The following is a 13460-nucleotide window of genomic DNA, read 5'->3' on the forward strand; positions in this document are numbered from 1 at the left end:
TGTTATGACACTTTTTGCAGGCGCACTTACCGGACGTGATACACCGATTCCCACCAGTGACCGACACGCAGTGAACGGTGAATCGCTCCATCCGCCGTTCCCGGAGGGGCACAAGACGTTAGTGATGGGCATGGGCTGTTTTTGGGGCGCTGAAAGGCTATTTTGGCAGCTGCCCGGTGTACACGTTACGGCCGTTGGTTACGCTGGCGGTGAAACACCCAACCCCACGTACGAAGAAGTTTGTAGCGGGCGTACCGGGCACGCTGAAGTTGTATTGGTCGTATTTGATCCAACGCAAACTAACATGGAAACCCTGTTGCAGGTCTTTTGGGAGAACCACGACCCGACACAAGGGAATCGTCAGGGAAATGACATTGGCCCTCAGTACCGCTCCACTATCTTCACCACGGACGAGGCGCAGCTTGAGCAGGCTAAACGCAGCGCCGATGCCTATCAGCAACAACTAACTCGCGCAGGGCGTGGTGACATCACAACGGAAATAAAACAGCTTGAGACTTTCTATTACGCCGAGGCCTACCATCAACAGTATCTCGAAAAAAATCCCGGCGGCTATTGCGGCTTAAAAGGGACTGGCATTAGCTGCCCGACCACCTGAGCATGAAAGATACAACGCCACTAGAGGTATGTTGCCACGATGTCTGATGTATCCGTATACAAAGCTGGGGGGCTTGCTCCCAGTCGCTCTACCAGTTTGGTTAAATTATCTTTGGTAGGGTTTGTTACTATTGCCGCGATGACGCTTGCCATAACAGGCGCTTATGCTGATTCACGCGGAATCTCAGCCCCCCAAGACGTAGACCAAACGCCCTTTGAAAGCGAGCGTGAAGCGGTCATGTGGCGCCAGCAAGAATTGAAAGATATAGAGAGTTTATTGCGTCAACTGCGCTTTGATCTAGTGAATAACCGCGATGCAAAAGCTGCGTCGCCGCGGTTAAAAGAGCTGAAAGAGCGTGCTAGTGCCGAGAATTTGTTACCTGCGTATATTGTCGGTACGCACGGGCGCGGCTCCGATGCACGCCCCGAGATCTGGGAAGAGTGGGACCGCTTTGAAGATGGATTTTACGACATGGAGCAGCACATCGATACGCTCATAGGCGCCGCCAATGCGGAGGAGTACCGCGCGGCGGCGAAAGCCTTATCAGACGTCGGGAATAGCTGCAAAGGCTGCCATCGTCAATATCGCTACGATTAACCCATCGCGATGACCAGGCAACGTTACGAGTTGCTTGGCTGTAGACAGTCAATACGGTAGAGCGTTTCTACTTGAGAAAGGCCAGTTACCGTGCAGTTAAGGTCTTTCACAAGACCATCTTTTAAGCCATAAACCCAGCCATGGACGGCGATTTCATCCCCGCGTTGCCAGGCACGCTGCAATATTTTGGTACGGCAGAGACTGTTAACTTGCGCTTTAACATTAAGTTCACACATGCGATCAATTTTTTCATCCAGCGTGAGATGATCGAGCGAGTCACGGTGATGGTTATAAAGCTCACGTACCGAGTGAAGCCAGTAGTCAACTATCCCGCATTCGCCACCGGTAACGGCCGCCATAACGCCACCGCATCCGTAATGACCTACCACCATAATGTGCTTCACTTTGAGTACGTCAACCGCGAATTGAACCACGGAAAGGGCGTTCATATCAGTATGATGCAGTAAGTTTGCCACGTTACGATGCACAAAGACTTCACCGGGCGGCAAGTCAATAATTTGGTTTGCTGGCACGCGGCTATCGGAGCAACCAATCCAAAGGTAATCAGGGTTCTGTTGCCGTGATAGCCGCGCAAAGTAATCGGGATCTTGTTTGCACATTTGTTCCGCCCACGCGCGGTTATTGGCTAACAGGGTATCAATAGAATTGGGCATAACCTTATCTCGCAGCTGTAACGTGAAATTCATCAATGTAGACAAGGCGTTGTAACCTTACCGACCGGTTAGGTCAATCACGCAGAAATATTCAGCCACTAGATTCAGCCTTAGGAGCCGAGAATGATGGATGCAACACAGTACGAATACGACCTCTTTGTGATTGGAGCAGGCTCAGGCGGTGTCCGTGCTGCGCGCATGGCAGCGTCCGAAGGTGCTTCAGTCGGTATCGCGGAAGATCGCTATCTTGGCGGGACATGTGTCAATGTCGGTTGCGTACCGAAAAAGCTTTATTCGTACGCGGCTCATTTTCACGATAGCTTTGATGACGCCGCCGGCTTTGGTTGGCAGTTACCTGGGCCTGCCACATTTGATTGGGCTACCCTGCGAGAAAATAAAACAGGGGAAATCAAACGTCTTAACGGCATTTATCAGCGCTTACTCGAAAGCGCGGGCGTGACGCTTTATAACGCCCGCGCAAGCGTTGTCGACGCCCATACGGTAGTGCTGCATAACCACGAAGGCGAGCAGCACATCAGTGCCGCGAAGATTTTAGTTGCGACCGGCGGCTGGCCTTGGGTGCCAGACTTTCCCGGTAGTGAGTACGCCATTGATTCTAATCGCGTGTTTGACCTTGATGTGTTCCCTGAGCGTTTTTTGGTCCTTGGCGGCGGTTACATTGCCGTTGAATTTGCCAGTATTTTTAACGGGTTAGGCAGTGAGACCGAACTTATTTATCGCGGTGACTTGTTCTTGCGAGGATTCGATCAAGAAGTGCGTGAATTCACCCGTGATGAAATGGCCCGCAAAGGCGTAAACCTGCACTTCAACACTAATATTGCACAAATTGAGCAAAGTGAGAGCGCTTATCTTGTCACGTTAACCAACGGGAAAACGCTTGAAGTTGACGCGGTGCTTGCCGCCACCGGACGTCATGCCAACGTAGAAGGATTGGGGCTGGACACACTGGGGATTAAGCTCGACGAACAGGGGAAAATCCCCGTTAATGAGCGCTTTGAAACGGCGATCCCGTCGGTGCTTGCCCTTGGCGATTTAATTGCTGGGCCTGAACTTACGCCAATTGCTCTGGCAGAAGCGATGCAGTTGGTTGATATTCACTTTAAGCAGCTCACGCCAGCGGCTCTGGACTATGCCACGATTCCCACCGCGGTCTTCTGCCACCCTAATATTGGCACCGTGGGACTTTCTGAAGAAGAGGCTCGCGAACGCGGTGATATTCGCGTTTACCGTACCGATTTTCGTGCCATGAAGCATACGCTATCCGGTAGCCAAGAACGCACGCTGATGAAGCTAGTGGTCGACGACGCAAGCGATGTGGTGGTGGGTGCCCACATGGTGGGGGAGGACGCCGGCGAAATTATGCAAGGGATTGCCATTGCGGTACGCGCCGGTTTAACCAAGGCCGATTTTGATCGCACCGTCGGGATTCACCCAACGGGGGCAGAAGAGTTTGTGACGCTACGAAGCTTATCGCGGTGTTAAAGCGTTTCACCTAACCTGTTTAAGGCGAGCATTATTGGCTCGCCTTGCGATGTACCGTTGTCGATGTAAGGTTGTACGCCAGGATGGCACATCAGAAAAGTCGTCTAAACTGAACAGATGCCGTTAAGGACGTGCATCATCATGCACAAAAAACGAAGTTCATAACAAAAAATTATAGAATGGCCGGTTATAAATAATTTGATTTTTGAATTACGCAAAATCAGCTGTTATTATCTTTTTCGGAATCGCAAAAGCGAAGCATAACTATGACCACCCCAATACAGCCGTTTACTCCCTCTGCGGATCTTATTCGACCCACTGTCGCCGATGCGGTTGTGGGACACGCGGAAACCCCCCTTTTTATCCGTAAGCCTAACGCTGACGATGGTTGGGGCATTTATGAACTGATCAAATCATGCCCTCCGTTGGACGTGAATTCCGCTTATGCTTATTTGTTGCTTGCCACACAGTTCAGAGATACCTGTGCGGTGGCAACCAATGAAGAAGGTGAAGTGGTGGGATTTGTATCGGGTTACGTTAAAGACAATGCGCCCGATACCTATTTTCTTTGGCAGGTTGCCGTAGGCGAAAAAGCGCGTGGAACCGGTCTAGCCCGCCGTTTAGTTGAAGCGATCATGTCACGCCCTGAACTAAACGACGTACATCACCTGGAAACCACGATCACACCAGATAATTTGGCTTCGTGGGGACTCTTTCGCCGCCTAGCGGCACGTTGGCAAGCCCCGCTAAACAGCCGCGAATACTTTTCTACCGAGCAGCTAGGTGGCGAGCATGATCCGGAAAACTTGGTGCGCATCGGTCCTTTCCAAACTGATACGATTTAGCGCAACGTTTTCCCGCTCGTGTTAAGACCAACGTCTCTCTTTTAATTTTGCACCACCAGTTATTGTCACAACGATCAAAGGAGTTCGCTAATGCAGACCCAGACGCTTGAACGTATGGAATCGAATGTACGTACCTATTCACGCTCTTTCCCGGTAGTGTTTACCAAGGCGCAAAACGCGCGCTTAACCGATGAGGAAGGCCGTGAGTATATCGATTTCCTCGCCGGCGCTGGCACGCTTAACTACGGCCACAACAACCCGCACATGAAAGAAGCGTTGGTGGAATACCTTGCCGGTGACGGTATCGTTCACGCTCTGGATATGTGGACAGAAGCTAAGCGCGACTATTTTGACGCGCTGGAAACGCTGATTTTTAAACCGCGAGGCTTGGACTACAAAGTTCACTTGCCAGGGCCAACGGGCACCAACGCAGTAGAAGCAGCGATTCGCCTTGCGCGCGTTGCCAAAGGCCGTCCTAATATTGTCACGTTTACCAATGGTTTCCACGGCGTCACGATGGGGGCGCTCGCCACCACCGGTAATCGCAAGTTCCGCGAAGCCACTGGTGGTATTCCGACTCAGGGCGCAAGCTTTTTGCCCTTTGACGGCTACATGGGTGAGCATACCGACACGTTGGATTACTTTGAAAAGCTGCTCAAAGACAAATCCGGTGGTTTGGATGTACCAGCGGGCGTGATCGTTGAAACCGTGCAAGGCGAGGGCGGTATTAACGTAGCCGGCCTCGAGTGGTTAAAGCGCTTGGAAGACATCTGTCGCGAGCATGACATTCTGTTGATCGTCGATGATATTCAAGCGGGCTGTGGACGCACCGGAAAATTTTTCAGTTTTGAACACGCCGGTATCGTTCCTGACATCATTACCAATTCTAAATCGCTCTCTGGCTTTGGTTTGCCGTTTGCGCATGTGCTAATGCGTCCCGAGTTGGACCAGTGGAAGCCGGGGCAATATAACGGCACGTTCCGTGGCTTTAGTCTCGCCATGGTCACGGCAACCGCGGCGCTCAAAAAGTACTGGAGCGACGATACCTTTGAGCGTGATGTGCAGCGTAAAGCCCGTATCGTGGAAGAGCGTTTCCAAAAGCTGGCGGCGATGCTGAGCGATAACGGTATGCCGGCAACAGAGCGCGGTCGTGGTTTGATGCGAGGTATCGATGTGGTATCCGGCGATATTGCCGATAAAATCACAAGCAAAGCGTTTGAACACGGCCTGATCATCGAAACCAGCGGTCAAGATGGCGAAGTCGTCAAATGTCTGTGCCCGCTTACCATTACCGATGAAGACCTGCTAGAAGGCTTGGATATTCTTGAAGCGAGCGTTAATGCTGTCATTAGCGAATAAGCCCAGATAATATGAAACTGATAGCATGAAACAGATAGTAAGAAACAGATAGTATGAAAACTGATAGGGCGGCTCGGTACAGAGTCGCTTCAAACGAGGAAAAGATATGATCGTTCGTAATATAGAAGAAGCTCGTCAGTCAGATCGCCTAGTCAAAGCGGAAAATGGCAACTGGGATAGCACGCGTCTGGTACTGGCAAACGACGGCGGCAATTTCTCATTCCACATCACGCGTATCTTTGAAGGTACGGAAACGCATATTCACTACAAGCACCACTACGAATCCGTCTACTGCATTGAAGGCGAAGGCGAAGTGGAAACGTTGGCTGACGGAAAAATTTGGCCGATCAAGCCCGGTGATATTTACATTCTCGATCAGCACGATGACCATTTGTTACGTGCCCATAAAACCATGCACTTGGCTTGCGTTTTCACGCCGCCCATTACGGGGAATGAAATCCACCGCGAAGACGGCTCTTACGCACCCGCCGACGATTGATGTCATATCCATCATATTGTCGAGCCCGCTGACTATTTGCCAGCGGGCTTTTTAGTGCTTTCAACTCGCTATTGCTGCTCGAAAATCAACGTGATTTCGCCTAACGTTAGACCAAACTTGCGCATGGCAGTACGGTTAATAAGACGCCCATCCGATTGAAGATACATCCAGTCGTCCATCGTAAAACGAATTGTGCGACCGCTGATCTCAATGTCTAGTGGATAGCGCATATGAAACGCATTCCCGTATTGGCGGGCTTCAACATTACCTTCAACATCGCTTGCACGGCCAATCCAGAGATGTTCTTCGACACGTTCAAACGTCCACACGCGGCGGTCGGTCTCGCCGTCGGCAAACACAAAAGACTCGTCTAACGTTAGGGTATCGCCATCATAGTCACCGGCGATATCGACGGTAAATTGACGTTGTAATTCGCCACTGTAATCTTGAACTATTCCCCAAGCACGCGTGCTGCCGGCAAAATACTCGCCAATATCCAGTTTGGGTTCGCGATCAGCGTATTGTTCAATATCAACACCTGAACAGCCTGCAAGTATTAGAAAGGCAAGCGCCAAACACCAACGACGATAATACGTAGGAATAACCCGATTAAGAAAAGCATGTTGGACCATAAGCACCTCCAAAACGATGCAAACATTATATTGCGTAAAGTAATGGTAGGGTATTTTCGGGATAAGTGCAGCTATTAGCCATAAAGTGAAAATAATAATTACGAGCCATTTGAGTACGCATAATATATATTATGTTAAATCATATTGGACACTACAAAGACAACTCCTTATTATCCAATTCTTGTAAATAAAGGATGTGCCAAACCATGCGCCACGGTTCCATTTGGGTAGCAGCAATTCTGTCACTATCGTTAACAGGATGCGCATTGCTGCAGCCTGATAACGATACTCCTCCCCCCCTCAGCGAGCCGGCCTTTCATGCGCGCATCAACGAGCTAACCCAGAACATCTCCACACAGTGCAACCCACCCGAAACGTTGGCGCAGGCCCAACGCGAGCGGCAAGCATTAACCGCTGATGTGCGTGAAGTAGGGAGCTTATTACGCCAATTACGCGGCGACATTCAATCGTTGCAGGCCAGTGGCGGTGAGCCGATAATCATTCGTGAAGAGTGTGAAACCCGTGATGTACTAGATACCAAAACCCTGCTTGGTCGCAATGAGTGGATTGGCCTACCCGGTATCGGCACCTACTTAAAAGCTCGCATTGATTCCGGTGCTAACACCTCGTCGCTTTCTGCCCGAGAAGTCACGCGCTTTGAACGTGACGGCGAAAATTGGGTGCGGTTCAAACTTGCTCTTAATGACGATGATGTTGCGGTGGAGGAAAAGCGTAATGAGTGGATTGAAGCGCCGGTTAAGCGGCGTGTACGTGTTATTCAATCCGCAAATGATGAGGGTGATTCGAGGCCCGTTATATCACTATTGACGACGCTTGGCCCAATGCGCGAAAACGTCGAATTTACGCTTACAAACCGTTCGCACTTAAGTTACCCGGTTCTGCTAGGTCGTCGTTTTTTACTCGATATTGCGCTTATCGATGTTGCAGAAACCTACCTGCATTCACGCCCTGAATTCCCCGGCGGTGAGCCAGCGGAAGCAGCAGCCGCTGATGAAGCTGTCGACCAAGATGATAACGAAGAGTAGCGCTATCAAGCGCGCTTAACACTAAACATAAGGGCTTGATGCATGTCTCGGCTTCCTTTTTATGCCATTGTTGGCCTTTTACTTATTGCGGGTATCGCCATGAGCGTTCACCGGCATGTACAGTTTGAGATTCCCTGGCTTCCCGGCGAACAGCGCCAAGTGTGGGAAGTGGAAGCGATGATAAACTTTAACGCGCAAAATGGCCCTGTGGAAGTTGACTTCTCTCTGCCCTCTCACCAACAAGGGTTTCGCGTGTTAACCGAGAACACGGCCTCCTCTGGCTATGGCTTGGCCTACCACGCTGACGAGTTTGGGCGTCGTGCTCAGTGGACCATCCGCGATGCGGCAGGCAGCCAGCAACTGTATTATTCAGCGCAAATTCTTGTTTCGCCTGACGCTCAAGCAGCACAACAAACAGCGCCTGCCCTTCCGCCTGCAACGCCGTGGGAGCGCCCTTACGGCACTGCTGCCACCGAGGTGATCGAGCAGGCTTGGGCACGCAGTGCCGACAATGCCACCTTCGCCCGAGAGTTAATCCGTGATGTTAACGGTGATCGCCAAGGAGAGAATGCCCGTCTTTTGTTGACCCAGTTTGAGTCTACAGAATTACTTGTGCGGCTCTTGAACCAAGCCGGTGTTAAAGCACGTGCAATTAGCGGTTTGATGCTGGAAGATGGCCGCCGCCGGCAAACCTTGAGTAACTGGATTCAGGTATTTAGCGACAACGAAGATCAGTGGTGGCTATTCCATCCGAAGAGCGGTAAACAAGGCAAGCCAGAGAACTTGCTGCTTTGGGAAACGGGCGGCCAAGCCGTTCTTGAAGTACAAGGCGGAACGAATTCGCGTGTCACCTTCTCGATGCTTACCCACTCTCAGCCCGCGTCAGCGGCTGTGCGCAATCATTTATCCGATAACACCCTGCTGAATTTTTCTATTCACAGTTTGCCACTCGAAGAGCAGGCGCTTTTCCAAACGATTCTGCTGATTCCAATTGGCGCGCTGATGGTGGTGTTGCTACGTGTACTTGTCGGGATCAAAACATCCGGCACTTTTATGCCGGTATTAATTGCCTTGGCTTTTATTCAAACGTCACTTTCAACCGGTTTGATAGGCTTTTTACTCGTAGTGTCAGTCGGCCTTGTGATCCGCAATTATCTGTCGTATTTGAACCTACTGCTTGTCGCGAGGGTATCGGCGGTTATCATCACCGTCATTGCGATTATTTCTGTTTTCTCTGTATTAGCATACCGAATAGGGCTAAATGCGGGGCTGACCATAACGTTCTTCCCGATGATCATTTTGGCCTGGACCATTGAGCGCATGTCGATTCTTTGGGAAGAAGAAGGCCCTAAAGAAGTACTTATGCAAGGGGGTGGCAGCCTAGTCACGGCGGTATTGGCCTTTTTGGCGATGAATAACCCTGTGGTGCGCCACATCACGTTCAACTTCTTAGGTGTGCAGTTTATTTTAATGGCGTTAATACTGATTTTGGGTAATTACACAGGCTATCGCCTACTGGAGTTGCGTCGCTTTAAACCCATCACCGATGACGAGCCGAAATCATGAGCTGGTGGCAGCAATGGACGTGGCCGTCGCGACTGCGCAGCAAAGGCATTATCGGGATGAACCGCCGCAATATTCGTTACATTGGGCGCTACAATAATCGCCGCTTGTATCCACTGGTGGACGATAAGCTCAAAACGAAACTGCTTGCGCAATCACACGGTATCACCACCCCTGCCCTTATCGGCACAGTAGAAACGCAGTTTGGCGTTAAGCACATTGGCGATATTCTCAAAGGCCACCAAGGATTTGTGATCAAGCCAGCGAAAGGCAGCGGAGGTAAAGGCATATTAGTCATTGAGCGAGTCAGCGACGCTAATGACTTTATTAAGCCAAGTGGCGTTCGCCTTTCACTCACGGATGTCGAGCGGCACGTCTCCAATATCCTCTCAGGCCTTTATTCGCTTGGCGGCTCGCCTGACGTGGCCGTGATCGAAACGCTTATCAACTTTGATGAAAGTCTGATGGCCTATAGCTACGAGGGTGTGCCCGATATCCGCGTGATCATCTTTAACGGCTACCCTGTGATGGCGATGATGCGTTTATCAACGGCCGCCTCCGATGGCAAAGCCAACTTACACCAAGGGGCCGTCGGTGTTGGGCTCGATATGGCAAGCGGTTACGCGTTGCGCGGCGTGCAGTTTGATCGTTCTTGCACCCATCACCCGGATACGGGTCGCGACCTTGCAAGCTTGGTGGTGCCGCAGTGGGAAACGCTGCTGAACCTGGCCGCCAGCTGCTATGAAATGACCGGGCTGGGCTATTTAGGCACCGATATGGTGCTAGATCGACAACACGGCCCAATGCTGCTGGAATTAAACGCCCGTCCCGGGCTTGCCATCCAAATGACTAACGGCGAAGGCTTACGGCGGCGTTTAGACCTGATTGAGCGCCAACCCAGCGGCGTGTCACCTGAAAAGCGCGTTGCTTTTGCTCAGCACCACTTCGCCCGCCGCAGTGAACTGCTCGACAGCACTGACACACCGTTGCCAAGCGCGTAAACTGCGTGAACGATAGACGTACAGAGGGGGCTATGCCTCAAACAACCGCATTACTTCAGCAAGCCACTTCTCAATGCCAAGCACGCGGCGTGAGATTCACGCCAATCCGTCGCAAGGTCCTCGCACTAATTGCCCAAAGTGGCGGTGGCTTAAAGGCTTACGACCTGCTGGATAAGCTCTCCACCGAACATGCCGCCGCGCGCCCACCGACGGTATATCGAGCGCTCGATTTTTTGATCGAGCAAGGGTTGGTCCATCGTATTGAGTCACAAAACGCTTATGTCGCCTGCGCTTGCCCGGAGCACGCCCACGGTTTTCAATTGTTGATTTGTCGCCGCTGCGGACATGTGGAAGAGATACACTTAGACGAAATTAGCGACCAGCTCGCTGCCCGCGCCGAACGCAAAGGCTTTCGTGTTGAGCGTCAAACCATTGAACTGCAAGGCCTATGTGCTGTTTGTCAAACCGAGCGGGCGTAATCCATCCTTACGCCACCATTGTGGCTAATTTCTTGTCCATGAGTTAACGATATGTCAGCGTTATTCAAGCAGCTAGAAAGTGCCAACCGCGATGACACCCTGCCCTCCACTTCTGACCTCCTCGATGCTATTAAGTATAACGAGCAAGGATTGATTCCCGCTATCGCCCAGCAGTTTGATAGCGGCGAGGTGTTAATGATGGCATGGATGAACCGAGAGGCATTGGAAGAGACACTCCGTACTGGCCGCGTCTGTTACTACTCGCGTTCGCGGGGCAAATTATGGCGTAAAGGCGAGTCATCGGGTCAGCAACAACAGTTAAAATCCGCCGCTTTGGATTGTGATGGCGATACGCTGTTGCTCCAAGTGGAGCAAACGGGGCCTGCTTGCCATACCGGGCGGCGCAGCTGCTTTTATTTAGACATCAATGCATCAGATGCGCGTATCACGAGTGAACCACTCATTGACCCTGCTGAGCTCTATGGTTAACGCACTTAAGCGCGGCCTTATCCGACTCAAAGCGTCGTTACGCTGGTGTTGGGTAACATTGCTGGTCGGGCTGATAAGAGGCTATCAACTGGTGATTAGCCCTCTGCTCGGTCCGCGCTGTCGGTTTTGGCCGAGCTGTTCTTCTTACACGATTGAAGCAATTCAGGTACACGGGCCGTCAAAAGGTACCTGGATGGCAATTAAGCGCATAATCAAATGCCACCCGGGAAGCGACGGCGGATTAGACCCTGTCCCTGGCGGCCCGAGCGAAAAGCTCTGTGAAGAAGACGAAGAACTTTGTTGCTCGCCTAATGAGCCTCCCAAGCTCAAGTAGCGCTTTGAGCCACGCCATAAATGCGCTCAAGCATCGCGTGTAGGCCGTTACTGCGCGTTGGAGAAAGGTGCTTATCCAGCCCCAGGTCGCCCAGAAAATGCGGCTGGGTCGCCGTGATTTCCTCGGCGGTGCGTTCATTATAAATGCGCAGCAGCACCGCGATTAGCCCCGAGACAATTGCCGCATCCGAAGTGGCGTTGAAAATAAGCTGATTACCCTGCTGCTCGTGGCGTACCCAAACATTGGACTGGCAGCCTTGAATTTTATACTCGTCGGTTTTCCATTCATCTGGGAAATCCGGTAGCGCCTTGCCCATATCGATAATGTATTGATAACGATCCATCCAGTTATCAAACATCTCAAACTCTTCAATTAGCTCTTGCTGCGCCTGCTCAGTGCTCATTACGCGCCCTTTTATCGGTATGGATTAGAGAAGTGAAAGCTACTGCATTATAACGCGTTTACTCTTGATCCGGCGAAGACGCTAACGGATAAAGCGCCGTCAACCGATGGCGTTGTTGTTCATCGTGCCACTGATGCGCCTCCGTGTGCAGGTAGCGTGATGTTGTTTCCAATCGGGCGTGGCGAGCACTCTCTGCCAAATAACGCAGGCTAACCCCGGCTTGCGCTTGATGAGTGATAGCCGTATGGCGCAGCCAATGCGGGGTGGCGCGTTGCAGTGCTGCGATATAGGCAAGCGACCCTTCTTCGTCTTCGAGTGTTTTGGCGGCGGCGTTAAAGCTCGCGCAAATTAAACGGTAAAGCTGATTGTCGCTAATGCCACGCTTACTGTCCAACGCGCGTAGCAGTGGCGTAGCTTCTTGATACGCGGGCTGAGGCGGCAAGCCCAACGTTTTGCGCCATTCGGTGAGATAGATAAAAAAATCATCCGGCACCGGTACGTGCGCGAGCTTGTCGCCCTTCCCTACCACTTGCCACCACCAACGACCTTCGCGGCGGTAGAAATCGCCCATTTGCGCTGCGGCCATTTCGCTAATGCGCGGCGCCAGTAGATAAGCAAAGGCAAAGATGATCTGTTGCCTTGCTCGCTCAAAATGCGCACGAGGACTCGCATTTGGCAGCGGGCGATGCAGCCAGCGCCAAAACCACGCCCATAACGGTTGCTCAAAATAACGCTCTACCTGACGCGTTTGGTTATTCAGGCGCCGGGACTTATCACGCATCAACCGAAAGGGATTGTATGCCACCCACCCGGCTTCCACTAACCAACTGTACATGCCCTGCAAGATGACCAAGCTTTGCCGCCGGCTTGCTGGTGATAATGGCCCGCGCATCGGTCGCCACTCTGGGTGATGGCGAGGTTTAGTTGGCCCGACCCATCGTGCCCGCGGCTGCGGGTCGGCGAGAAAGCCTTCAAAGCGTGATAGGCAATGACGATCCACCTCGTTAAGTGTCCGTTCTTCTGTATATAGCCACAGCATCAGCCGTTCGGCCTCTCGGCGATACGCACGCTGGGTTTGCGGGCTTTCGCGGTACTCAGCAAGCCAATGCGTCACAGCGTCTACATCATTATTAGCGTCAATGCGCTGTTCTGCGCGGCTGGGTAGTGCGTCCTGCTCCCCTATTACATTCATGTTTGCTAGGTGATGCAGCGCGGGTATGGCGGGTTTTGGCTCTTTCACGAAGGCTCCTTTCAAGCTAAGTGCCTAATCTGCCAGTACGCTCGGAAAAATTCAAGATAAGACGGGTAATCTTGAATTTATACGCTATACCATAAATAGAATTACATAATACGTAATATGTAATTATTGCGCTTTTCGGGTACGCAACGCACAATAGTGGCGTTAATTTCCGGGCGAATC

At 51.6% G+C, this 13460-nt stretch carries 16 protein-coding genes; 12 read left to right on the forward strand and 4 right to left on the reverse strand.

Features of this window, described 5'->3' with window-relative positions; translation table 11 throughout:
* Positions 1-4: 4 nt before the first annotated feature.
* Positions 5-616, forward strand: coding sequence for a peptide-methionine (S)-S-oxide reductase MsrA (msrA, locus tag QC823_RS04595; RefSeq protein WP_309655179.1), 612 nt, complete (start codon positions 5-7; stop codon positions 614-616).
* Between the two features lie 39 nt (positions 617-655).
* On the forward strand, positions 656-1213 hold the full coding sequence (locus tag QC823_RS04600; RefSeq protein WP_309655180.1) for a cytochrome c: 558 nt from the start codon (positions 656-658) through the stop codon (positions 1211-1213).
* Positions 1214-1236: 23 nt separating this feature from the next.
* Here QC823_RS04600 and can read toward each other — a convergent pair whose 3' ends face one another.
* Positions 1237-1887 (reverse strand): carbonate dehydratase, encoded by a 651-nt coding sequence (gene can / locus QC823_RS04605; RefSeq protein ID WP_309655181.1) that lies wholly within the window; start codon positions 1885-1887, stop codon positions 1237-1239.
* A 123-nt stretch (positions 1888-2010) separates the two neighbouring features.
* Here can and gorA point away from each other — a divergent pair, with 123 nt between their 5' ends.
* The 4 genes from gorA to QC823_RS04625 all read left to right on the forward strand — a co-directional run bounded on the left by gorA (position 2011) and on the right by QC823_RS04625 (position 6093).
* A complete protein-coding gene (gorA, locus tag QC823_RS04610; protein WP_309655182.1) occupies positions 2011-3390 on the forward strand; it encodes a glutathione-disulfide reductase in 1380 nt (459 codons plus the stop codon).
* 266 nt (positions 3391-3656) lie between these two features.
* The gene (gene ectA, locus QC823_RS04615) at positions 3657-4235 is read left to right on the forward strand and encodes a diaminobutyrate acetyltransferase (RefSeq protein ID WP_309655183.1); all 579 of its coding nucleotides are present in this window, start codon (positions 3657-3659) and stop codon (positions 4233-4235) included.
* Between the two features lie 90 nt (positions 4236-4325).
* A complete protein-coding gene (ectB, locus tag QC823_RS04620; protein ID WP_309655184.1) occupies positions 4326-5594 on the forward strand; it encodes a diaminobutyrate--2-oxoglutarate transaminase in 1269 nt (422 codons plus the stop codon).
* A 106-nt stretch (positions 5595-5700) separates the two neighbouring features.
* Positions 5701-6093 (forward strand): ectoine synthase, encoded by a 393-nt coding sequence (locus tag QC823_RS04625; RefSeq protein WP_309655185.1) that lies wholly within the window; start codon positions 5701-5703, stop codon positions 6091-6093.
* Between the two features lie 68 nt (positions 6094-6161).
* Here QC823_RS04625 and QC823_RS04630 read toward each other — a convergent pair whose 3' ends face one another.
* Complete coding sequence (locus QC823_RS04630; RefSeq protein WP_309655186.1) at positions 6162-6725, reverse strand: DUF3833 domain-containing protein; 564 nt, start codon at positions 6723-6725, stop codon at positions 6162-6164.
* Positions 6726-6931: 206 nt separating this feature from the next.
* Between QC823_RS04630 and QC823_RS04635 the strand changes: the two genes are divergently transcribed.
* The 6 genes from QC823_RS04635 to yidD are packed head-to-tail and all read left to right on the forward strand — an operon-like array spanning position 6932 to position 11637.
* The gene (locus QC823_RS04635; RefSeq protein WP_309655187.1) at positions 6932-7771 is read left to right on the forward strand and encodes an ATP-dependent zinc protease family protein; all 840 of its coding nucleotides are present in this window, start codon (positions 6932-6934) and stop codon (positions 7769-7771) included.
* 42 nt (positions 7772-7813) lie between these two features.
* Positions 7814-9337 carry an inactive transglutaminase family protein gene (locus QC823_RS04640; protein ID WP_309655188.1) on the forward strand — a complete coding sequence of 508 codons (1524 nt, stop codon included), beginning with the start codon at positions 7814-7816 and terminating at the stop codon, positions 9335-9337.
* Positions 9334-10335: an alpha-L-glutamate ligase-like protein gene (locus QC823_RS04645; RefSeq protein WP_309655189.1), complete on the forward strand. Its 1002-nt coding sequence runs from the start codon at positions 9334-9336 to the stop codon at positions 10333-10335. The genes QC823_RS04640 and QC823_RS04645 overlap by 4 nt, the downstream gene beginning before the upstream one ends.
* A 32-nt stretch (positions 10336-10367) precedes the next feature.
* Positions 10368-10814, forward strand: a complete 447-nt coding sequence (locus tag QC823_RS04650; protein ID WP_309655190.1) for a transcriptional repressor — start codon at positions 10368-10370, stop codon at positions 10812-10814.
* A 51-nt stretch (positions 10815-10865) separates the two neighbouring features.
* Positions 10866-11303, forward strand: coding sequence for a phosphoribosyl-AMP cyclohydrolase (hisI, locus tag QC823_RS04655; protein WP_309655191.1), 438 nt, complete (start codon positions 10866-10868; stop codon positions 11301-11303).
* Positions 11296-11637, forward strand: coding sequence for a membrane protein insertion efficiency factor YidD (gene yidD, locus QC823_RS04660; protein ID WP_309655192.1), 342 nt, complete (start codon positions 11296-11298; stop codon positions 11635-11637). The genes hisI and yidD overlap by 8 nt, the downstream gene beginning before the upstream one ends.
* Here yidD and QC823_RS04665 read toward each other — a convergent pair.
* Both QC823_RS04665 and QC823_RS04670 read right to left on the reverse strand, forming a co-directional pair.
* The gene (locus tag QC823_RS04665; protein WP_309655193.1) at positions 11630-12040 is read right to left on the reverse strand and encodes a SufE family protein; all 411 of its coding nucleotides are present in this window, start codon (positions 12038-12040) and stop codon (positions 11630-11632) included. The genes yidD and QC823_RS04665 overlap by 8 nt on opposite strands.
* A gap of 58 nt (positions 12041-12098) precedes the next feature.
* Positions 12099-13232, reverse strand: coding sequence for a tyrosine-type recombinase/integrase (locus QC823_RS04670; RefSeq protein ID WP_309655286.1), 1134 nt, complete (start codon positions 13230-13232; stop codon positions 12099-12101).
* Positions 13233-13460: the final 228 nt, after the last annotated feature.

Origin of the sequence: Vreelandella vilamensis (assembly GCF_031451755.1) — a bacterium.
Lineage (GTDB): Bacteria > Pseudomonadota > Gammaproteobacteria > Pseudomonadales > Halomonadaceae > Vreelandella > Vreelandella vilamensis.

What these genes read in the sequence shown, in the direction of transcription:
- msrA (WP_309655179.1), top strand. Translation starts at nt 5, where the DNA reads ATGACACTTTTTGCAGGCGCACTTACCGGACGTGATACACCGATTCCC.
- QC823_RS04600 (WP_309655180.1), top strand. Translation starts at nt 656, where the DNA reads ATGTCTGATGTATCCGTATACAAAGCTGGGGGGCTTGCTCCCAGTCGC.
- can (WP_309655181.1), bottom strand. Translation starts at nt 1,887, where the DNA reads ATGCCCAATTCTATTGATACCCTGTTAGCCAATAACCGCGCGTGGGCG.
- gorA (WP_309655182.1), top strand. Translation starts at nt 2,011, where the DNA reads ATGATGGATGCAACACAGTACGAATACGACCTCTTTGTGATTGGAGCA.
- ectA (WP_309655183.1), top strand. Translation starts at nt 3,657, where the DNA reads ATGACCACCCCAATACAGCCGTTTACTCCCTCTGCGGATCTTATTCGA.
- ectB (WP_309655184.1), top strand. Translation starts at nt 4,326, where the DNA reads ATGCAGACCCAGACGCTTGAACGTATGGAATCGAATGTACGTACCTAT.
- QC823_RS04625 (WP_309655185.1), top strand. Translation starts at nt 5,701, where the DNA reads ATGATCGTTCGTAATATAGAAGAAGCTCGTCAGTCAGATCGCCTAGTC.
- QC823_RS04630 (WP_309655186.1), bottom strand. Translation starts at nt 6,725, where the DNA reads ATGGTCCAACATGCTTTTCTTAATCGGGTTATTCCTACGTATTATCGT.
- QC823_RS04635 (WP_309655187.1), top strand. Translation starts at nt 6,932, where the DNA reads ATGCGCCACGGTTCCATTTGGGTAGCAGCAATTCTGTCACTATCGTTA.
- QC823_RS04640 (WP_309655188.1), top strand. Translation starts at nt 7,814, where the DNA reads ATGTCTCGGCTTCCTTTTTATGCCATTGTTGGCCTTTTACTTATTGCG.
- QC823_RS04645 (WP_309655189.1), top strand. Translation starts at nt 9,334, where the DNA reads ATGAGCTGGTGGCAGCAATGGACGTGGCCGTCGCGACTGCGCAGCAAA.
- QC823_RS04650 (WP_309655190.1), top strand. Translation starts at nt 10,368, where the DNA reads ATGCCTCAAACAACCGCATTACTTCAGCAAGCCACTTCTCAATGCCAA.
- hisI (WP_309655191.1), top strand. Translation starts at nt 10,866, where the DNA reads ATGTCAGCGTTATTCAAGCAGCTAGAAAGTGCCAACCGCGATGACACC.
- yidD (WP_309655192.1), top strand. Translation starts at nt 11,296, where the DNA reads ATGGTTAACGCACTTAAGCGCGGCCTTATCCGACTCAAAGCGTCGTTA.
- QC823_RS04665 (WP_309655193.1), bottom strand. Translation starts at nt 12,040, where the DNA reads ATGAGCACTGAGCAGGCGCAGCAAGAGCTAATTGAAGAGTTTGAGATG.
- QC823_RS04670 (WP_309655286.1), bottom strand. Translation starts at nt 13,232, where the DNA reads ATGAATGTAATAGGGGAGCAGGACGCACTACCCAGCCGCGCAGAACAG.